Origin of the sequence: Roseobacter sp. MH60115 (genome assembly GCF_015644665.1) — a bacterium.
GTDB lineage: Bacteria > Pseudomonadota > Alphaproteobacteria > Rhodobacterales > Rhodobacteraceae > Roseobacter.
The window spans coordinates 93,657-112,365 of the sequence record NZ_JADOBQ010000006.1 but is presented as its reverse complement, the minus strand read 5'-3'; the positions used below and the strand labels follow the sequence as shown (position 1 = coordinate 112,365).

Annotated in this window: 19 protein-coding genes; 12 read left to right on the top strand and 7 right to left on the bottom strand. The window is 62.3% G+C overall.

What is annotated here, in order from left to right:
* Position 1 precedes the first annotated feature (1 nt).
* Entirely contained in the window at positions 2 to 1,219 is a 1,218-nt protein-coding gene (locus ISX84_RS18725) for an ABC transporter permease (protein ID WP_195821926.1), read from the top strand.
* Positions 1,220 to 1,319: 100 nt separating this feature from the next.
* Positions 1,320 to 3,410, top strand: coding sequence for a dipeptide ABC transporter ATP-binding protein (locus ISX84_RS18720; protein WP_195821925.1), 2,091 nt, complete (start codon positions 1,320 to 1,322; stop codon positions 3,408 to 3,410).
* 116 nt (positions 3,411 to 3,526) lie between these two features.
* On the opposite strand, the gene ISX84_RS18715 is transcribed toward ISX84_RS18720, so the two are convergent.
* From ISX84_RS18715 to ISX84_RS18705, 3 genes are all read right to left on the bottom strand, one after another.
* On the bottom strand, positions 3,527 to 4,036 hold the full coding sequence (locus tag ISX84_RS18715; RefSeq protein WP_195821924.1) for a hypothetical protein: 510 nt from the start codon (positions 4,034 to 4,036) through the stop codon (positions 3,527 to 3,529).
* A gap of 248 nt (positions 4,037 to 4,284) precedes the next feature.
* Positions 4,285 to 4,698: a hypothetical protein gene (locus ISX84_RS18710; protein WP_195821923.1), complete on the bottom strand. Its 414-nt coding sequence runs from the start codon at positions 4,696 to 4,698 to the stop codon at positions 4,285 to 4,287.
* A gap of 152 nt (positions 4,699 to 4,850) precedes the next feature.
* A complete protein-coding gene (locus ISX84_RS18705) occupies positions 4,851 to 5,381 on the bottom strand; it encodes a lytic transglycosylase domain-containing protein (protein WP_326838771.1) in 531 nt (176 codons plus the stop codon).
* Between the two features lie 264 nt (positions 5,382 to 5,645).
* On the opposite strand from ISX84_RS18705, the gene ssb reads away from it, so the two are divergent.
* On the top strand, positions 5,646 to 6,140 hold the full coding sequence (gene ssb / locus ISX84_RS18700; protein ID WP_195821922.1) for a single-stranded DNA-binding protein: 495 nt from the start codon (positions 5,646 to 5,648) through the stop codon (positions 6,138 to 6,140).
* Positions 6,124 to 6,570, top strand: a complete 447-nt coding sequence (locus ISX84_RS18695) for a GNAT family N-acetyltransferase (protein WP_195821921.1) — start codon at positions 6,124 to 6,126, stop codon at positions 6,568 to 6,570. The genes ssb and ISX84_RS18695 overlap by 17 nt, the downstream gene beginning before the upstream one ends.
* Here the strand turns inward: ISX84_RS18695 and aroB are convergent.
* A complete protein-coding gene (gene aroB, locus ISX84_RS18690) occupies positions 6,567 to 7,682 on the bottom strand; it encodes a 3-dehydroquinate synthase (RefSeq protein ID WP_195821920.1) in 1,116 nt (371 codons plus the stop codon). The two genes, ISX84_RS18695 and aroB, sit on opposite strands and share 4 nt — an antisense overlap.
* Positions 7,675 to 8,268 carry a shikimate kinase gene (locus ISX84_RS18685; protein WP_195821919.1) on the bottom strand — a complete coding sequence of 198 codons (594 nt, stop codon included), beginning with the start codon at positions 8,266 to 8,268 and terminating at the stop codon, positions 7,675 to 7,677. The genes aroB and ISX84_RS18685 overlap by 8 nt, the downstream gene beginning before the upstream one ends.
* An 82-nt stretch (positions 8,269 to 8,350) precedes the next feature.
* On the opposite strand from ISX84_RS18685, the gene ISX84_RS18680 reads away from it, so the two are divergent.
* Genes ISX84_RS18680 through ISX84_RS18670 form a run of 3 tightly spaced genes read left to right on the top strand, consistent with a single transcriptional unit; the run spans position 8,351 to position 10,999 of the window.
* On the top strand, positions 8,351 to 8,500 hold the full coding sequence (locus tag ISX84_RS18680) for a hypothetical protein (RefSeq protein ID WP_195821918.1): 150 nt from the start codon (positions 8,351 to 8,353) through the stop codon (positions 8,498 to 8,500).
* Positions 8,490 to 10,031: a hypothetical protein gene (locus ISX84_RS18675; RefSeq protein ID WP_195821917.1), complete on the top strand. Its 1,542-nt coding sequence runs from the start codon at positions 8,490 to 8,492 to the stop codon at positions 10,029 to 10,031. Before ISX84_RS18680 ends, ISX84_RS18675 begins: the two co-directional genes overlap by 11 nt.
* Positions 10,031 to 10,999: a site-specific tyrosine recombinase XerD gene (locus ISX84_RS18670; RefSeq protein ID WP_195821916.1), complete on the top strand. Its 969-nt coding sequence runs from the start codon at positions 10,031 to 10,033 to the stop codon at positions 10,997 to 10,999. The genes ISX84_RS18675 and ISX84_RS18670 overlap by 1 nt, the downstream gene beginning before the upstream one ends.
* Here ISX84_RS18670 and ISX84_RS18665 read toward each other — a convergent pair.
* The gene (locus tag ISX84_RS18665; protein WP_195821915.1) at positions 10,936 to 11,751 is read right to left on the bottom strand and encodes a metallophosphoesterase family protein; all 816 of its coding nucleotides are present in this window, start codon (positions 11,749 to 11,751) and stop codon (positions 10,936 to 10,938) included. The genes ISX84_RS18670 and ISX84_RS18665 overlap by 64 nt on opposite strands.
* 75 nt (positions 11,752 to 11,826) lie before the next feature.
* On the opposite strand from ISX84_RS18665, the gene ISX84_RS18660 reads away from it, so the two are divergent.
* Complete coding sequence (locus ISX84_RS18660; protein ID WP_195821914.1) at positions 11,827 to 13,137, top strand: HlyC/CorC family transporter; 1,311 nt, start codon at positions 11,827 to 11,829, stop codon at positions 13,135 to 13,137.
* Positions 13,138 to 13,261: 124 nt separating this feature from the next.
* Positions 13,262 to 14,149 carry a peptidoglycan-binding domain-containing protein gene (locus tag ISX84_RS18655; protein ID WP_195821913.1) on the top strand — a complete coding sequence of 296 codons (888 nt, stop codon included), beginning with the start codon at positions 13,262 to 13,264 and terminating at the stop codon, positions 14,147 to 14,149.
* A 23-nt stretch (positions 14,150 to 14,172) separates the two neighbouring features.
* Here ISX84_RS18655 and ISX84_RS18650 read toward each other — a convergent pair whose 3' ends face one another.
* The gene (locus ISX84_RS18650) at positions 14,173 to 16,593 is read right to left on the bottom strand and encodes a GcvT family protein (RefSeq protein ID WP_195821912.1); all 2,421 of its coding nucleotides are present in this window, start codon (positions 16,591 to 16,593) and stop codon (positions 14,173 to 14,175) included.
* 179 nt (positions 16,594 to 16,772) lie between these two features.
* On the opposite strand from ISX84_RS18650, the gene ISX84_RS18645 reads away from it, so the two are divergent.
* The 3 genes from ISX84_RS18645 to ISX84_RS18635 all read left to right on the top strand — a co-directional run bounded on the left by ISX84_RS18645 (position 16,773) and on the right by ISX84_RS18635 (position 18,452).
* Entirely contained in the window at positions 16,773 to 17,249 is a 477-nt protein-coding gene (locus ISX84_RS18645; protein WP_195821911.1) for a GNAT family N-acetyltransferase, read from the top strand.
* 216 nt (positions 17,250 to 17,465) lie between these two features.
* Complete coding sequence (locus ISX84_RS18640) at positions 17,466 to 17,984, top strand: Rrf2 family transcriptional regulator (protein WP_195821910.1); 519 nt, start codon at positions 17,466 to 17,468, stop codon at positions 17,982 to 17,984.
* Between the two features lie 12 nt (positions 17,985 to 17,996).
* On the top strand, positions 17,997 to 18,452 hold the full coding sequence (locus ISX84_RS18635; protein ID WP_195821909.1) for a carboxymuconolactone decarboxylase family protein: 456 nt from the start codon (positions 17,997 to 17,999) through the stop codon (positions 18,450 to 18,452).
* Positions 18,453 to 18,709: the final 257 nt, after the last annotated feature.

Sequence of the window (18,709 nt, the reverse complement as noted above, 5' to 3'; positions counted from 1 at the left end):
CATGGAAGAACTTTCCTGGGGCGGCATCCTTGCCCGCATGTTCATCCAGCTGGGTCCGGTCTGGATTTCGCTGATTATCCTCTTCACCGTATCGATGACCTACAAGCGACGGCTGGGGCTGTACGGCAAGCTCTTTGACAGCACCATCGGCATGATCGGTTTTGGCCTCGTGATGTTCTGGGTGTTCATTGGCGTCTACGGCGGCCCACTCGATATGCTGGTCACGCACGACCCGTTGAGCCAGGTTTCGGGCATGAAGAACAAGGTGCCGGGCACGCCGATGCGCGGCGCGGAGGAAGGCGAATACGCCTATTTCCTGCTGGGCGGTGACAATCTGGCGCGCGACGTCTTTTCCCGCCTAATCAAGGGTGCCTGGGTGGTGGTGCAGATCGCGCCTGTTGCCACGCTCTTTGCCTTCATGGTGGGCATCACGCTGGGCCTGCCCGCAGGGTATTATGGCGGGCGGCTCGACACGCTGCTGTCGTTTCTCGCCAATCTCATCCTCGCCTTCCCGGTGATCCTGCTCTTCTACCTGCTGGTGACACCGGAGATCGTGCTGACGGGTATCCCCAACTACATGGCGCTCTTTCTCTTCGTCTTTCCTCTAATCTTTGTCTGTATCCTGCTGAACTCGCGCTACTATACGCAGCCTGCGGTACGGACGCCCCTGCTCATTGGTGTGCTGGGCGGGCTCGGATGGCTGTATCTCTCGCTGGTCTCCACGAACGGGTCGGTGGTGGCCACGCCCACCTATACCATCCCTGGCCTGCCCGGTTTTCTGGACCTCTTCGACATCGATCCGGGCATTCTGGTGGTCTTTGTCTCCGTGGTCTTCGTGAATTCGCCCACGGTCTTCCGGATCGTCCGGGGCCTTGCGATGGACATCAAGACACGCGACTACGTGGCCGCCGCCCAGACCCGCGGCGAAGGCCCGTGGTACATCATGCTGTGGGAAATCCTGCCCAATGCGCGCGGTCCGCTGATCGTCGATTTCTGTCTGCGGATCGGCTATACCACCATCCTTCTGGGCACCCTGGGCTTCTTTGGTCTCGGGCTGGAATCCGAAAGCCCCGATTGGGGCAGCACGATCAACGCGGGCCGTCGCCTGTTGGCGCTTTATCCGCACGCGGCCATTGCACCCGCGCTGGCCCTCCTGACGCTGGTGTTGGGTCTGAACCTGCTGGCGGATGGTCTGCGCGAGGAAAGTCTGCGCGATTGATGAACCCGGCCGGGGGCTGTCTGCCCCCGGACCCCCGAGGATACTTCTGGCCAGAAGAAGCGAGACGCGACTGATCGGCCCTCCTGAAAGGAGCATACAGATGACAAAGACCGACTACGATGGTCCCATCCTTGAAATCGACAAGCTGTCGATTTCGTTTTTCACGCGGCTGCGCGAAATTCCGGCGGTCATGGATTTTTCTGTCAAGGTCCGGCCCGGCGAGGCGGTGGGTCTTGTCGGCGAGAGCGGCTGTGGCAAGTCGACCGTGGCGCTGGGGGTCATGCAGGATCTGGGCAAGAACGGTCGGGTGGTTGGCGGCTCCATCAAGTTCAAGGGCCGCGATCTGGCGGAGATGAGTGCCGAGGAGCTGCGCGACATTCGCGGCTCCGAGATCGCGATGATCTATCAGGAGCCCATGGCCTCCCTGAACCCGGCGATGAAGATCGGCAAGCAGCTGATGGAAGTGCCGATGATCCATCAGGGGATGAATGAAAAAGACGCCTATGCGCGGGCCCTTCAGGTGGTGACGGATGTGAAGTTGCCGGACCCCAAGCGTATTCTGGGGTCTTACCCGCACCAGCTGTCCGGTGGGCAACAGCAGCGGATCGTGATCGCCATGGCGCTGATGTCGGAGCCCTCGCTGCTGATCCTCGATGAGCCCACAACGGCGCTGGATGTGACGGTTGAGGCGGCGGTCGTGGAATTGGTCAAGGATCTGGGCAAGAAATACGGCACCTCGATGCTCTTTATCTCGCACAACCTCGGGCTGGTGCTGGAGACCTGCGATCGCATCTGCGTGATGTATTCCGGTGAGGCGGTCGAGCGCGGCTCCATCGAGGATGTCTTTGACAAGATGCAGCATCCTTATACGCAGGCGCTTTTTCGCTCCATCCCTCTGCCGGGGGCCGACAAGAACGCCCGCCCGCTGGTGGCGATTCCCGGTAACTTCCCCCTGCCCCATGAACGGCCCAAGGGCTGCAACTTCGGGCCGCGCTGCGACTATTTTGAAGAGGGTCGCTGCGATCAGGGTTTCATCCCGATGCAGCAGGTGGATGCCGACGCGCGGCACGAGACCCGCTGCCTGAAGTTTCAGGAGATCGATTGGGCCGCACCGCTGCAATTGGCGGATGTGAAGACCAAGGGCGACGTTGGTGACGTGGTTCTGAAGATGGACAACCTCAAGAAATACTACGAGGTGGCAGCCAATGCGATCTTTGGTGGTGGCAATAAGAAAGTCGTCAAGGCCAATGAAACCCTCAGTTTCGAGGCGCGTGAGAGTGAAACACTCGCCATCGTGGGTGAATCCGGCTGCGGCAAATCCACCTTCGCCAAGGTGCTCATGGGGTTGGAGACCGCGACGGAAGGGCAAATCCTGCTCGGCAACAAACCCATTCAGGACATTCCCATAGAGGAACGCGACACCAAGACGGTCTCGGAGATCCAGATGGTCTTCCAGAACCCCTTCGACACGCTGAACCCCTCGATGACCGTCGGACGTCAGATCATCCGGGCGCTGGAGATTTTCGGTATCGGTGAGAATGACCGCGAGCGCAAGCAGCGGATGCTGAAACTGCTCGATCTGGTGAAACTGCCCCGCGAATTCGCCGACCGTATGCCGCGACAGCTCTCTGGCGGGCAGAAACAGCGCGTCGGGATCGCCCGGGCCTTTGCCGGCGACGCGCGGATCGTGGTGGCGGATGAGCCTGTCTCGGCGCTCGATGTCTCCGTGCAGGCGGCGGTGACCGACCTGCTCATGGAGATCCAGCGCGAGCATAAGACGACGCTGCTGTTTATCTCTCATGACCTCAGCATCGTGCGCTATCTCAGCGACCGGGTCATGGTGATGTACCTGGGCCACGTGGTGGAGCTGGGCACGACGGATCAGGTCTTCTCGCCGCCCTATCATCCTTACACCGAGGCGCTGCTCTCGGCGGTGCCGATTGCCGACACCTCAGTAAAAAAGAAGCATATTGTGCTGGAGGGCGACATTCCCTCGGCGATGAACCCGCCGCCTGGCTGCCCGTTCCAGACGCGGTGTCGCTGGAAATCGCAGGTTGCGGGCGGCCTGTGCGAGAAAGAGGTACCGCCTGTGCGTACGTTGCCGGGCAACCACCAGATCAAATGCCATCTCAGCGATGAAAAACTGTCCGAAATGGAGCCGGTGATCGAGGTGGGGGTCGCTGCGGAATAAAAAAACGGCGCAGACTCACGGGGAAGAGGCCTGCGCCGTTACCACTCTATGCCACGGGGCGGTGACATCGTTGGATTTTTGATGTGTTCGGCGGCAAACGCCGCCGAAACAATGGGTTAGCTTTCGGGTTTGATATCTTCTGCAGGCAACTTCTCAATGATGCTGTCAGCAAAGGCCGTCAGCAGCGCATCGTAGAAATCCGCATCACTGGGCGCGATGGAGACGTAGCCCTCAGGCACGGCGCTCTCGTCCGTATGGGCGGAAAGGCGGATCGTGTCGACCACTTCGCGGCTGCCACCCTGGTAGCTGATGTATCCTTCCAGCTCGTTGAATTCAGCCGAGTCGGGCAGGATCGTGTCGCCATCGAGGCTCACGCGTTTGATCTTCACGGTCAGGGTCGGGTCCGCCGGATCGTTGCTCAATGCGGTGATGCGGTCAATCAGCGCGCGCTCCAGATCGGCTTCGATCGTCGGATAGAGTTCCAGGGCGTTGCTGCCCTGTGGCGCTTCGATCTGCGCCTGCACGTCAATGTCGCTGACACCTGCGGTTGCGATCGCGCCGGAGGCGATCAGTGCGGTCAAGCTCACGGTTGCGGCGGCGGATGTTTTTTTAACAAAGTTGAACATCAGAAATGCTCCTTTCAGTTCCATTTACAAACCGCCACGCCAACTGCGCGGCGGTGATACAGCGACAACAATCTTTCCGTCGAGAATGTTCCAAAAAAATCCTCAGGCTGTCGTGATCTGGCCGCGTGTCAGCGCCTGAAGCATTGAAGGAAGACCGATTTTTCTCTGCAATTACAAGGGGAAAACCGCAAAAGAAAAGGACTGGCGAAACCATGCCAGTCGGAGAAATGAGTTTGTCAGCGCCGGGCTCAGATCAGCATCGTGATCACGAGACCGGAAAGATAGCTGAGCGAGAAGAGCGCAAATCCGGGGCGCTTGCTGGCGAGGAATAGCGATATGAGCATCAGGATCGGCGCCAACGCCAGACCCGCCAAGGCGGGCAGGAACAGCATTTCATTCAGATCGGTGCCCGGACCCCAGGGGGAGTTCTCGGACGCCAATCCCGTCAGCAAGACGGCAACGATACAGCCCAGCACGGACCCAAGGGCCATCGATTGCATGTGGTCAAAGATCGAAAGGCGTCTGCGCCCTGCCCGACGGGCCGACATCGGCACGGGCTGTGACCTCAGGGCGCGAATGGGTGTCTTTGCGCGTGCCGGCGCGAGCCCCTCATGGGCGCGGTTGATACGTTCGATACGGGCCTGGAAATTGGCGGTGGCCATCGTCGATCTCCATCATTGCTGGGAATGATCTTGCGCGGAAATCGGGCGGCACTGTGGCCATGACGGGGTGCCTTTGTGGAAACCGCCTGCGCCGCCGCGCTCTGACCGAGCGTTCAGGCCTTAAGGAAAACCTCGTCCGATGACGCTTTGCGCTACTGGCCGCCGATGACCTTCACGTAGTTCCGGGTCTCGCGGAACGGGGGCACGCCACCGTACTTCTTCACCGCGCCCGGCCCGGCATTGTATGCGGCCAGCGCCAGCTGCCAGGTGCCGAACGTGCGGTATTGGTCCTTGAGGTAGCGCGCACCGCCATCGAGGTTTTGCCGAGGATCAAGCGGATCGACCCGCAGGCTGCGCGCGGTGGCTGGCATCAGCTGCGCCAGACCCAGCGCGCCCTTGTGTGATTTCGCCTTGGGGTTCCAGTTGGATTCCTGCTGCACCAGCCGGAGGAACAGATCCTCCGGTATCCCGTGGCGTCTGGCCGCCTCCCGCGCCATCTCCAGATACTGGCCGCGATACCTGCCATTGTACTGCGGCGTCGCCCACTTGGACGGGGTGACCACAGTTGGCGGTTTCAGACGCACCGAATTATTGTATTGGCTGGCCGCACGGGAATCGAGGATCTTCTTTTGCGAGGCGAAAAGCTTGCTGCGGTTCTTGGTGGAAATGGTCTGCGCCGCCACGGGGACGCTTGCTGCAACAAATGTTGCTGCCAGAAGGCCACAGCCGGTTGCCCGCAGAAATGATCTAAACCTCACACCCATCAAAAGCGAAATATACTGAAAGCGCGCGCCGATCCAGCCTTTTGCGCAGGGCCGATTCAACTTCAACTCAAGGTTTAGGCCGTGGAAACCTTCCTGCTGCCGGTATAGGTTTAGTCAAATTATGCAGATCGAGATTCGCAAAACACGGGTCGCGATATCAGAACACTCAGACAGGGGGGCGCAATGGCCGGCTCAGTGAACAAGGTAATTCTCATCGGCAATCTGGGGCGTGACCCGGAAGTGCGCAGCTTTCAGAACGGCGGCAAGGTGTGCAACCTGCGCATTGCGACCTCCGAGACCTGGAAGGACCGCAATACCGGCGAGCGCAAGGAACGCACCGAATGGCATTCCGTTGCGATTTTCCAGGAAGGCCTGGTGCGCATCGCCGAGCAGTATCTGCGCAAGGGCTCCAAGGTCTATATCGAAGGCCAGTTGCAGACCCGCAAATGGCAGGACCAGTCGGGCCAGGATCGCTATTCCACCGAGGTGGTTCTGCAGGGCTATGGCGGCACGCTGACCATGCTCGATGGCCGCGACGGTGGCAGCGGCGGCGGCAACTTTGGCGGCGGCGGTGGCTCGATGGGCTATGACGACCGCGGCGGCGAGAGCTACGGCGGTGGCGGCGGGTCCAGCAGCCCGGCCCCGTCACGTGATCTGGATGATGAAATCCCCTTCTGAGGTCCATGTCGTCCGGCCGTTGACGCAGCAGGACGCAGAGGCACTCATCCTTCTCTACAATGACCTCACGTTCGGGCCGAAAACGGCCCGGATGCATGACGTATTGGCCGTGATGGCGCACCCCGGCACCACCATCTACGGTGCGGTGGCGGAGGATGTGGTGCTTGGCATGGCCACGCTGCACATCCTGCCCAACGTCACCTGGGATGGGCGACCCTACGCGCTGATCGAGAACGTTGCCACGACGGAAAGCCAGCGTAATCGTGGGATCGGGCGGCAGGTGATGCAGGCCGCAATTGACCGCGCCTGGCATCAGAATGCCTATAAGATCATGCTGATGACCGGGCAGAAGCGCGGCGCGCGCGGCTTCTACGAAGCGCTTGGCTTTGATTGCGAGGACAAGTTCGGCATGGTGCTCCGCCGTCCCTAGGCGTGCACGCGCAACCCGTCCTGCAAAACTGTGCGCACCATCTCCCCCGGCACATCCGAGGTGATGAAGGCCTTGCCGATACCACGCGTGAGGATGAAACGCAGCGTGCCCCTCACCACTTTCTTGTCCTGCGCCATGAGCTGCACAAGCGCATCGGCATCGGGCAGATCACCGGGGATATCCGCCAGATCTGTCTTCATGCCCATGTCCTTGAGATGCGCACGCACGCGGCTGGGGTCTTCCTGGCTGCAGAGTCCCATGCGGGCGGAAAGCTCAAAAGCCAGTGCGCAGCCGATGGCCACGCCCTCGCCATGCAGCAACCGGTCGGAATAGCCCGTTGCCGCCTCCAGCGCATGACCAAAGGTATGGCCGAGGTTGAGCAGCGCGCGGTCCCCCTGCTCGGTCTCGTCGCGCGTCACGATGTCGGCCTTCATCTGCACCGACCAGCGTACCGCCTCGACCCGCGCCGCCATGTCGCCCGCGGCCAAGGCCGGGCCTTGCGCTTCGAGCCACGCGAAGAAGGCCGCATCGCCCAGCAGCCCGTATTTCACCACCTCGCCATAGCCCGCGAGGAAATCGCGCGGCGTCAGCGTGCCCAGCACGTCGGTATCCGCCAGCACCAGAGAGGGCTGGTGGAAGGCGCCGATGAGGTTCTTGCCCTGTGCGGCGTTGATGCCTGTCTTGCCGCCCACCGAACTGTCGACCTGCGCCAGCAGCGATGTCGGGATTTGCACGAACCGCACGCCCCGGCGCAGTATTGCGGCGGCAAAGCCCGCCAGATCCCCGATCACACCGCCGCCAAAGGCCACAACCACATCGCCGCGCTCGATCTGCTGATCCAGCAGCCAGCTGACGCTTTGCTCCAAGGGCCCCCAGGACTTGGTGGCCTCTCCTGCGGGCAATGCCAATGACGTCGACGTGATCCCTTCGGCAGCCAATCCGGCGGTCAGCGCGTCCAGATGCAGGGCTGCAACCGTCTCATCGGTGAGGATGGCGACCTTAGGCCGCGACAGAAGGGGCGCGATCTCGGCCCCGGCCTGGGCAATCAGACCCGGCCCGATCCGCACGTCATAGGCACGGCCCGGCAAGTCCACGGTCACGGTTTCACGCATTCGCTTTCTCCAGCACATCCGGTCGGGTCAGCAAGACCTCCGTCACCCGTTTCGCCATGTTTTCCACCGAGACCGGCGGCGCGCAGGACACCCGCAAATCAGCCTTGCTGTATTCCGGCACCCGCTCGGCATAGAGGCTGGTCAGTGTGGCCTTGGGGTCTGCCGTACGCAGGAGCGGTCGGGTGTCGCGGTGCCGCACCCGGGTCCAGAGCAGATCCAGATCCGCATCCAGCCAGACCGCCACCCCGCGCCGCGAGATGTTGTCGCGATTTGCGGGCGCCAGGAAGGCGCCGCCGCCCGTGGACAGGACGCAAGGCTTGCCCTGCAGCAGCCGCGAGATCACTTCGGTCTCGCGGGCGCGGAAGAACGGCTCGCCATCGCGGGCAAAGATTTCGGGCACGGTCATGTTGGCCGCCGTCTCGATTTCCTGATCCGAATCAAGAAAGGGCACATCCAGATGCTGCGCCAGCGCCCGCCCCACGGCGGTCTTGCCCGCGCCCATCATTCCGACCATCACAACGGTCTTTTTCAGCATGAAAGGCTTGGCTTTGGCATCTTCGGCCACGGATTGCTGAAAATCGCTCATAATTCTCTGAATGACGTGATATTGCTCAAAAGGCCATATATAAGTTTCTAAAAACAGGCAGGCAAACAAGGCAGTCAACCCCATGTCGCGCATCTTCAAACTTCTGGTCTTTCTTATTGTCGTCGGGGGCATTGGGCTCATCGGCTATGCCTATGTCGGCCCGTTTTTCGGCGCCGATTTCTCTGCACCGCAGGATGAGGTGCGTGTGCCCGTGACGCTGGATGCCAACTAAGGTCACATCATATCTGCGAACGGTCATGCTCTGCGGCGTCCTCGCACCCGGTGTCGTGGCACAGGAGGCGCCGCTCTCGGTGATCGACTGGGTGCAACAGAACCCGGATCAACCGGCGATGACCTCGGTGGCGATGCCCGCGGGCGAGCCGCCGGTCACCTCATCGGGTGTCGCACCCGTGGTGCAGGTCACGCCGCTGGATGACGAAGCTGCGCGTATCATCGGGTTGGTGCCCACGGCAGTCACCGGCCTGCCACAGGATCTGTGGCGTCAGAGCGATCCCGTCACCCTGAGCGCGCGGCTCACCAGCCTGCCCGATTTCCGTCTGCCCGCAGCGCAGGCACTGCTCTTTACCGCGCTGCTGACCGAGGCAAGGGGGCCTGGTCAGGACGCGGAAGAAGAGGACATCTTTACTCTCGCCCGTGTCCATGCGCTGCAGCGCTACGGCGCACTTGATCCAGCCCTCGCCCTGATCGAACAGGCGGATGTGACCCGAGACAACGCCCATTTCGCCGCCTACATGAACCTGGCCCTGCTCACGGGTCAGGAATGGCTGGCGTGCAATATCCTGACCGCACAGCTGCATCTTTCCCCCGGGCTGGCCCATCAGGTCTTTTGTGCGGCCCGTCAGGGGGATTGGGCCACGGCGGCGCTTTTGTTCGACACGGCGCGTGTCTTGAAAACGATGTCGCCTGCGGAAATCGCGGTGCTGGACCGTTTCCTGCACCCGGAAGTGTTTGAGGGGTTGCCGCCGCTGCGCCCGCCGCGGGCGATCACCCCGCTGCTGTTCCGCCTGCATGAAACCATTGGGGAACCCCTGCCCACGCGGTTGTTGCCACGCGCCTATGCAGTGGCCGACCTGCGGGATGTGGCGGGGTGGAAGGCGCAGCTGGAAGCGGCTGAACGTCTGGCTGAAACCGGCGCTTTGCCGGACAATCGGCTGCTGGGGCTCTATACGGAACGGCTGCCGGCGGCCTCCGGCGGGGTCTGGGACCGGGTCGAGGCGATCCAGCAGTTCGACACCGCACTCGGGACACGCTCGGCCGAGGCCGTGGCCAAAACCCTGCCCGCCGCCTGGACCGCGATGCAGGAGGCGGGCTTGGAAACCGCCTTTGCAACGATCTTTGCGGATCGGCTCAGCGGCCTTGCCCTGTCCGGTCGCGCCGCGGCGCTGGCCGACACGCTGATGCTGCTCTCCAATGGGTACAGAGAAGCAGCGCTCAAGGTCCAGGATGATCTGTTGCGCGCTGTCGCCGCCGGTGATCCCGCGGGGCTGTCGTCCAGTGACGCAACCAGCCAGGCGGTGATTGATGCTTTCGCCCTCGGAGCCGCACGCAGCGATCTTCTGGCGGATGCACAACGCGGCGCCCTTGGCGATGTGATCCTGCGGACATTGGTGCTGTTGGAGGAGGGTGCTGCGGGCAATCCGCAGGCCATCACCCAGGCCCTTGGCACGCTGCGCGCGTTAGGTTTCGATGACACGATGCGTCGCGCCAGCCTGCAAATACTGCTATTGGAAAGGTTCGGCTGATGACCCGCACGCATTGGATCTCCGCCTTTCTCGAAGCGCAGGCCGCTGAACTGGGCGCCGCGCGTAACACGCTGCTGGCCTATGGGCGCGATCTGCAGGATTTTGAGGGTTGGCTTGCCCACCGCGACACCGGGTTCGACAAGGTCAGCAAGGCGGACGTGGAAACCTATCTGGTCGCATGTGACGCGCAGGGGCTGTCGCGCGCCACCCGGGCGCGGCGATTGTCGGCGATCAAACAACTTTACCGCTTTGCCTTCGAAGAGGGCTGGCGCAGCGATAATCCGGCGATCCAGATCGCGGGTCCGGGGCGGGACAAGCGCTTGCCCCAAACCCTGTCCGAGGCCGAAGTCGACCGCCTGCTGGAAGCCGCCCGAGCTTCAGGACGGTCCAGGCGCGACCGTTCGCGCAATACCTGCCTGATGGAACTGCTCTATGCGACCGGCATGCGGGTGTCCGAACTGGTCAGCCTGCCGGTGAGTGCTGCGCGCGGCGATCCCCGCATGTTGCTCATCCGCGGCAAGGGCGGCAAGGAACGCATGGTGCCGCTCTCGCCCCCTGCCCGCGAGGCGCTGGCCGACTGGCTGCAGCTGCGCGACGGTATGGAAGACACGCGCCGTGCCGAGGGCAAGCCGCCGTCCAAGTATCTCTTTGTCTCGCACAGTGCGGCGGGACATCTGACACGCCACCGGTTTTACCTGCTGATCAAGGAATTCGCCGTGACGGCCGGTGTCTCGCCCGGCAAGGTGACGCCGCACACACTGCGCCATGCCTTTGCCACCCATCTTCTGGCCAATGGCGCCGACCTGCGCTCGATCCAGACGCTGCTGGGCCATGCGGATGTGGCCACAACAGAAATCTACACCCATGTGCTCGAGGCGCGGCTGTCAGAGCTGGTGCTGACCCATCACCCGCTGGCCAAGGACGGCCCGCGCAGCCCCTCGGGCAAAATCTCTTCCGACGGCCAGTAGCCGCTCAACAGCGCTGTCTCGTAGCCCTGCGTCAACCCGGCGCGGCGCATCTCTGTGGCCGCCGCTTCGGCATCATAACTCAGCCGATGGATGCGAATCTCGCCCCCATCAAGCAGACCAAACCGGGTTTGCTGGCGCCCGTCGTTGGGCGGCAGGCCGATCACACCGGGGTTGATCCACCGTCCGCGTGCCGTGTCACGGATGAAGGCCAGCCCGCAATGCCCGGCAATGATGTGATCGACCGAGCCAATCGCCGCCTCCACCGCCTGCCATTCTTCTTCAAAGACCGCCGCGTCGCTGCTGGGCCAGACAAACCGCGCGACGTCCGTCAGGCCACCATGCAGAACCGCATATCGCGCGCCCTGATGGCGAAAACTGATGACATCCGGGCAGGCGCGCATCCAGGCCCGCGCTGCGGCATCCACATGGGCCAGGGCGTGGGCGTACCAGTTGCGGCTCAGCTGGTCACAGGTGCTGCCCGCTGCAAACCCGCAGCCGCAGTCAGACGCCCCCGCGCCCAGCTGTCTTTCGCAATTGCCCGCCACCACCGCCGCGCCACTGCGCCGGATCAGTTCCACTGTGATCTGCGGGGCGGCGCCATAGGCCACCACATCCCCGGTGCAGATCATGTCTCCGCCGGAAATCCTGCGCGCTTTGGCTTCTGCAAAGAGGGCCCGCGTGGCCTGCGCATTGGAATAAGGCCCGCCAAAGAGCAACACCGGCCCGTTGATCACCCCCAGATCACGCAGCATCTGACGCTCTTGACTTGAATGCGCTTCGTCTCATGCCCATAACCATTGCAATCTCATCTTAGGGTAACATTCCAAATGGAAACGGCGACTGCAACGCTTGATGGCGCATTCTGGCTCACCTCTGGCGTCATCCTCTTTCTTCTCGTGCTCTCTGGCTTCTTCTCGGGCTCCGAAACGGCGCTGACCGCCGCCTCCCGCGGCAAGCTGCGCGCGCAGGCCGACAAGGGCTCCAAGGGGGCGCAGCGCGCGTTGCGCATCACCGAAGACAATGAGCGTCTGATCGGCTCGGTGCTGCTGGGCAACAACCTGGTGAACATCCTCGCCGCCTCGCTGGCCACGGTGATCTTTACCCGTGCCTTCGGAGAAAGCGGCGTGGCGCTGGCGACACTGGTGATGACCCTGCTGGTGCTGATCTTTGCCGAAGTGCTGCCCAAGACCTATGCGATCACCAATTCCGAAACCGCCGCCTCTATGGTGTCCGGGCCGATATCGATTGTGGTCAAAGTGTTCTCACCCATCGTTGCCGTGGTGCGGCTGCTGGTGCGCGGTGTACTGCGCGTCTTCGGGGTGACCATCGACCCCGACAGCAATATCCTCGCTGTGCGCGAGGAAATCGCCGGTGCGCTGCATCTGGGCCATTCCGAAGGGGTGGTGGAAAAGGAAGATCGTGACCGTATCCTCGGCGCGCTTGATCTCAATGACCGCGCTGTCGAAGAGATCATGCTGCACCGTTCCGGCATCGAGATGATCAACGTCGCAGATGATCCGCAGGCGATTCTGGAGCAATGCCTGACCTCCAACCACACCCGCCTGCCCGTCTATCAGGACGATCCGGAAAACATCATCGGCGTGATCCACGCCAAGGACCTGCTGCGCGCCATGTACAAGATCATTGGCGGACCGGAGGGCGACGCCGCCAAGCTGCGGCACTTCAAGATCACCGATGTGGCGATGAAACCCTATTTCGTGCCCGAAACCTCGACACTGGACGAGCAGATGCGGCAGTTCTTGCGCCGCCATACGCATTTTGCGCTGGTGGTGGATGAATACGGTTCCTTGCAGGGGTTGATCACGCTGGAGGATATCCTTGAGGAGATCGTGGGCGAGATCACGGATGAATTCGACCCCGATGCCGAGCAGACCGTTACCAGCGGGGATGACGGGCAGTTCGTGGTCGATGGTGCCATGACGATCCGCGACCTGAACCGCGCCACCGACTGGAACCTGCCGGATGAAGAGGCCAATACCGTGGCCGGTCTGGTGATCCACGAAGCGCAGATGATCCCGACCAGCGGTCAGGTCTTCTCCTTCCACGGCTTCCGGTTCGAAGTGGTTGCGCGGGACGGCAACCGGATCACCGAATTGAAGATCCGGCCGCTCTCCTGATCCATCCTGTTACGGCACCGGGCGCTTGGGCCTGCCCGCCAAACGGCAAAATCCTTGTGATGCGCAAGACGGGTTTGCTAGGGTGCCCGGCATGACGTGGCACGCAGGGATATGAGGTCGTAACATGGCATTTGCAACGGACGACACGATCGCCGACAGTACCGCCGTTGCGGTTGCTCTGCGCAGGGAATGTGTTGTGCTATCCGGATCGGAAGCCTCTGACCGTTTCACAGCACATCGCGCCTTGTCTGAAATGCTGCCGTTGATCGGTGTGTTGCATGTGATATCGAAACTGGACCGGGCACTGGGTCACACCGCCCCATTTAGCGCCCCCCAGACCTACATCGAGCGTTGCGCGTTGCGCGACCTTGGCGACAACGAGACCGTGCGGAACAGGCTGTTTCACATGCTGCGTGAAGATGGTCTGGCCTCGGTTGCGGACCACTTCGAGATCGAAACAGCTTGCGGGACACTCCGCATCGAGGCTCAATTTCTGCTGAGCGTCGAGGGGTCACATTATACGGAAGTCCTGTTCAGAATTTTGCCCAACGAGGAGACAACCAAGGGGATTCTCTTTGGCAGCTTGCTGAGCGTCTTGTTGTCCTTGGCCACTTCTTTTGCGTCCGGCACAATATCGACGTCCACCGTACCGCCGACAGAAGTGGTGCTGCAACCGTCGGATCAGCTCGAAGACGTCAGTGACACGCTCTACATTTGCACCTTCGGTGGTGTGGTCAAACTGGAAGACGGCGGTGTTATCGAAGAGGCGTTGCGTATCCTGTCCAACCCCGAAGATGATGTGGAAGCAATACAGGCGCGGCAAGCCTGTTTGAAAGCGCTGGGTCTTTATGACGGTGAGATCGACGGCGTTTCCGGCCCGATAACCGAAGCCGCCCAGAATGCACTGATCCAGCGATACAGCCTGTCTCATATCAACTGGCATGATCAGAACTTCAGCCGTTTTGTGCTCTACCGCGCAGCCGAGGCCGTCAATGGAAGCACAGCGCCCTAACGCGCGACATGGCCCAAAGATCTCTAAGCACGCAGCCTCACACCTTGCGGATCAAACGGCGGCTCCTGCAGGATCACAGCCCGGTGCGGGCGGCCCAGCAACATGACCTCGACCTGATCGCCCGGTCCGGCGTCCTTTACATACCCCAAGGCGAGGCTCATGCCGACCGTGTAGCCATAGGTACCCGAGGTCACGCGCCCGATGCCCTGCCCATCCTTGAAAATCGGCTCACCACCCGTCGCATCGGCGTGCGAGGCATCCGTCTCCGCAGCGTCCAGTGCCAGCAGCACAAGCGTCTCACGCGGCTCTTTGGCCAGTGTTGCCGCGACGGCCTCCTTATTCAGGAAATCCTTGTCCATCTTGCAAAGCCGGTCGAGCCCCACTTCCTGAGGCCAGTATTCAGGCGAATACTCGCGGGACCAGCTGCCATAGCCCTTCTCCACCCGCAGCGACATCAGGGCACGCGACCCGACAGGCCCCGCGCCGACCTGCTGGCCCGCCTGCAGCAGCACCTCCCAAAGTCGGGCCTGATCGGCTGTTTCGCAATGCAGCTCCCAGCCCAGATCACCGGTGAAACTGACCCGTAGGGCCAGCACCCGAATGCCGCTCAACTCGATCCAGCGGCTGGCCATGAACGGGAAATCCGCCGTTGCCAGCGAGGTATTCGTCAGCCGTTGCAACATCTCGCGCGATTTCGGCCCGGCGACGTTGAAGCCGCACATGGCCACCGTCCGGCTCTGGAAGGTCGTGCCCGCAGGCAGAGGCACCTCTTTGAAAAACCGCTGGTGATAGCGCTCCGCCATGCCGGAACCAATGACCCAGAACTCATCATCACCCACCCGCGTCACAGTGAAATCCCCCGCGATGCCACCGCGCTTGCCGATGAGCGGCGTCAGACACGACCGCCCAACGGCCCGCGGCATCCGGTTGGCGAAGACCACGTTCAGCCAGTCTTCCGCGTCCGGCCCCCTGCAGAGGTACTTCGCGAAGTTTGAGATATCGATGATCCCGGCGTGTTCCCGCAGCATGCGGCATTCCGCACCGACAGGCTCCCACCAGTTCTGGCGCGTGAACCCATCCGTGTCCCGCACACCCGGCTCAGCGCCATACCATAGCGGATGTTCCCAGCCGTAGTTCAACCCAAAGACCGCACCCAGTGCTTTTTGCGCCTCATATGCCGGACGGGTCCGTATGGGTCGGCCTGCCGCGCGCTCCTCATGCGGGAAGTGGATCTTGAACCGGTTGGCGTATTGATCGCCCACCCGCGCCTTGGTGAACGCCGCATCCGCCCAGTGTCCAAACCGTGCCACATCCCAGGTGAACATGTCATAGCGTGTCTCTCCGGTGACGATCCAATCAGCGGCCAGCAGCCCCATGCCGCCCGACTGCGAGAACCCGGGGATGATCCCGTTGCAGCAAAAATAGTTGCTGAGCTCCGGCACCGGACCGAAGAGCACGTTCGAATCCGGCGACCAGATCATCGGGCCGTTGATCACCCGCTTGATCCCGGCCTCGCCCACCACGGGCACCCGCTCGATGGCCCGCATCATGTTGTCCTCGATCCGCTCCAGATCGTCCGCGAAAAGCTCATGCCCAAAGCCCTGCGGCGTGCCCGCCTCTGCCCAGAACCGAAGGTCCTTCTCATAGGCGCCCACCAGCAGCCCTTTTCCCTCCTGGCGCAGATAATACTCGCCATCCCGGTCGGCGACGGACGGCAGGCGCCGGTCCAACGCGTCGATCTCGGCAATCGTTTCGGTCACGAAATACTGATGCTCTGTCGGCTGCAAAGGCAGCGTCACCCCCGCCAAAGCCGCGACTTCGCGCCCCCAGAGCCCGGCAGCATTCACCACCCATTCCGCCCGAATATCGCCCTTCGCCGTGCGCACGATCCACGTGCCGTCGGGCTGCTGCTCCGTACCCGTCACCGGACAGAACCGGATGATCTCCGCGCCGTTCTGCCGCGCCCCCGCCGCATAGGCGTTGGTCACACCCGAGGGGTCCACATTGCCGCCATCCGGTTCCCACATGATGCATCGGATGCCGTCGTAATTGACCAGCGGATGCAGCCGCTCCGCCTCCGCCCGGCTGACCTCGTGGAAGTTCATGCCGTAAAGCTTCGCCTTCGCCGCCTGCAGACGCAGCTGATGCTCCCGGGCTTCCGTCTGCGCCAGATAGAGCGATCCCGGCTGGAACACGCCACAGCTCTGCCCTGTCTCCGCTTCCAGCGACCGGTATAAATTCATGGTATAGTGCTGAATGCGGCTGATGTTGGTGCTGTCGTGCAGCCCGTGAATGTTCGCCGCCGCATGCCACGTCGACCCGCTGGTCAGTTCATCCCGTTCCAGTAAAACCACATCCGTCCACCCCAGCTTGGTCAGATGGTAGAGGATCGAGCAGCCGATGACGCCACCTCCGATAACGACGGCCTGGGCATGGGTGCGCATGGGGTGGATCCTTTATGCGGGCTGCAGTGCTGCCCACCCTGCCCCAGCGCTCCGCCGCCGGATTGCGCAGCCGCGACATATTTCGTCGCGTGCGGACAAGGTCGCCCGCTCCGTTGCCATCCAAAGGTGGACGGAATAAATGTTCGGGACCAGATGCGGCAGATCAGACCGGAGCACATATGAAACTGAGAGATGGAACCCTTGCCGACGTCCCGGAGATCAGCGCCTTTCTGGTCGAACTCACGGCGCTTGGCAAACGCACCCGCCCCGATGACGAAGCCTTTGTGCGCAGCAATTACATCGAAAACGCCGCTAAGGTTTCGTGCACTGTCGCGGAGGATGACGCAGGCCACGTGCTGGGTTTTCAAGTGTTGACGGTCGCCGCTGCAGGCAATGAATGGGGTACTGACCCGGGCTGGGGCATCATCGGCACGCACGTCCGGCCGAACGCCGCCCGCACGGGCGTGGGACACGCGCTCTTTACAGCCACCCGCGAGGCTGCACAAAAGGCTGGCCTGCAAAAGATCGAGGCGACCATCGGCGCCAAGAGTGCCGAAGCGCTTGGCTACTATGAGGCCATGGGGTTTCGGACCTACCGGCAATATGACGACCGCATCTGCAAATGCTTCGATGTCGCAGGCGCACCGCGCGACTGAACGCGCTGGCGGCCCGCCACGGGCGACTTTGTCCAGAAAGATACAGGCACGCAGCGGTTGTCTGCGGGGCGTCATAACGTTTTTTTCTCGTTGGTCGGCCGGTATTACGTGACACGGGCACAAACTGTCTGTCTACGAAAGTGCCCGGCACGTTGGGAATTGACGGCTGCGATAGAATCATGGATATATTTTATCCATGATATATCGAGACACCCCATGAAACTCAGCGATGGCATTGAACAGGCCCTGCATTGCGCCACGCTGATGGCCGCCCTGCCCGAGGGCGGGCTGCTTTCGGCCAAGGCGATGGCGGAGTTCCACGACGTCTCCACCAGTTACCTGCTGAAACACCTGCAGGCGCTGTCAAAGGCAGGCCTGCTGCACACCGAACCCGGGCCGCGCGGCGGCTATAGGCTCGCCCGCGCGCCGGACCAGATCACCTTGCTCGACGTGGTGCTCGCCGTCGAAGGGCCCGAGCCCGCCTTTCGCTGCAAGGAAATCCGGCAGAACGGCCCCAACCCCCTGCCCGCGTCACAGTTCAAAGCGCCCTGCCAGATCAATGCGGCGATGCTGCGGGCGGAACGGGCTTACCGGACGGAGCTGCGCGCCGTGACGCTTGCTGACCTGCTGGCCGACCTGGCCGCTGCAGACGATGGCACCATAGCTGCGCGCGGATGTGCGTTTTTCGACCAGCACATGCGCCGCCCGAAACCTGATCCCAACCCCACCACCTGAAAGGACAATACCATGACCCTCCGCCTCGATTCCATGACCGCCGCCCCCGATGCCGTGAAAGCGGTCTATGGGCTGGAAAACTACATCGCCAGCCAGTCGGGCCTGGACCACCAGCTCATTCATCTGCTGAAACTGCGCGCCTCGATCATCAACGGCTGCGCCTATTGCGTGGACATGCATACCAAGGAAGCGCGCAAGGACGGGCTGTCCGAACAGTGGATCGCGCTGGTCAGTGTCTGGCATGAAGCGAGTATTTTCGACGCCCGCGAACGTGCGCTTCTGGGGTGGACCGACGCTCTGACCAACATCGCCCAGACGGGCGCACCGGATGCGGCTTACGACGCCATGCAAGCGGTGTTTTCCGAAGCCGAGATCACCAAACTGACGGTCGCCATCGGCACGATCAACATCTGGAACCGCATAGCGGTGGGTTTCCGCATGCCCCATGCGCTGGACGAAGCGGCCTGAATGCCTGCGCCCCGGCGCCTTGCCGTCGGCAGGTTTCGGGGCGCTTTCCCTCCTACCCGCCCGGACCCGAGAGGTCCCGGCCTGGTGCAGCCACAGGCCCCTTGGCGACCGTTCGTGATGGGAAGGGCGGCGCGGCGCACCGGGTGACTGCACGCAGGTCACCCGGAAACGCGTCGCCCCCGTCCGGCTCAAGCGTCACATTCTGTCGTTTTTGAACCAGCCCTATCCGTCGCCCCCGTCTTAGCTGCGCTCAACAG

Coding starts and splice junctions, on each gene's coding strand:
- ISX84_RS18715 (WP_195821924.1), bottom strand. CDS start 4,036: ATGTTCAACTTTGTTAAAAAAACATCCGCCGCCGCAACCGTGAGCTTG.
- ISX84_RS18725 (WP_195821926.1), top strand. CDS start 2: ATGGAAGAACTTTCCTGGGGCGGCATCCTTGCCCGCATGTTCATCCAG.
- ISX84_RS18720 (WP_195821925.1), top strand. CDS start 1,320: ATGACAAAGACCGACTACGATGGTCCCATCCTTGAAATCGACAAGCTG.
- ISX84_RS18695 (WP_195821921.1), top strand. CDS start 6,124: ATGAAATCCCCTTCTGAGGTCCATGTCGTCCGGCCGTTGACGCAGCAG.
- ISX84_RS18650 (WP_195821912.1), bottom strand. CDS start 16,593: ATGCGCACCCATGCCCAGGCCGTCGTTATCGGAGGTGGCGTCATCGGC.
- ssb (WP_195821922.1), top strand. CDS start 5,646: ATGGCCGGCTCAGTGAACAAGGTAATTCTCATCGGCAATCTGGGGCGT.
- ISX84_RS18645 (WP_195821911.1), top strand. CDS start 16,773: ATGAAACTGAGAGATGGAACCCTTGCCGACGTCCCGGAGATCAGCGCC.
- ISX84_RS18680 (WP_195821918.1), top strand. CDS start 8,351: ATGTCGCGCATCTTCAAACTTCTGGTCTTTCTTATTGTCGTCGGGGGC.
- ISX84_RS18685 (WP_195821919.1), bottom strand. CDS start 8,268: ATGAGCGATTTTCAGCAATCCGTGGCCGAAGATGCCAAAGCCAAGCCT.
- ISX84_RS18635 (WP_195821909.1), top strand. CDS start 17,997: ATGACCCTCCGCCTCGATTCCATGACCGCCGCCCCCGATGCCGTGAAA.
- ISX84_RS18665 (WP_195821915.1), bottom strand. CDS start 11,751: ATGCTGCGTGATCTGGGGGTGATCAACGGGCCGGTGTTGCTCTTTGGC.
- ISX84_RS18660 (WP_195821914.1), top strand. CDS start 11,827: ATGGAAACGGCGACTGCAACGCTTGATGGCGCATTCTGGCTCACCTCT.
- ISX84_RS18710 (WP_195821923.1), bottom strand. CDS start 4,698: ATGGCCACCGCCAATTTCCAGGCCCGTATCGAACGTATCAACCGCGCC.
- ISX84_RS18640 (WP_195821910.1), top strand. CDS start 17,466: ATGAAACTCAGCGATGGCATTGAACAGGCCCTGCATTGCGCCACGCTG.
- aroB (WP_195821920.1), bottom strand. CDS start 7,682: ATGCGTGAAACCGTGACCGTGGACTTGCCGGGCCGTGCCTATGACGTG.
- ISX84_RS18675 (WP_195821917.1), top strand. CDS start 8,490: ATGCCAACTAAGGTCACATCATATCTGCGAACGGTCATGCTCTGCGGC.
- ISX84_RS18655 (WP_195821913.1), top strand. CDS start 13,262: ATGGCATTTGCAACGGACGACACGATCGCCGACAGTACCGCCGTTGCG.
- ISX84_RS18670 (WP_195821916.1), top strand. CDS start 10,031: ATGACCCGCACGCATTGGATCTCCGCCTTTCTCGAAGCGCAGGCCGCT.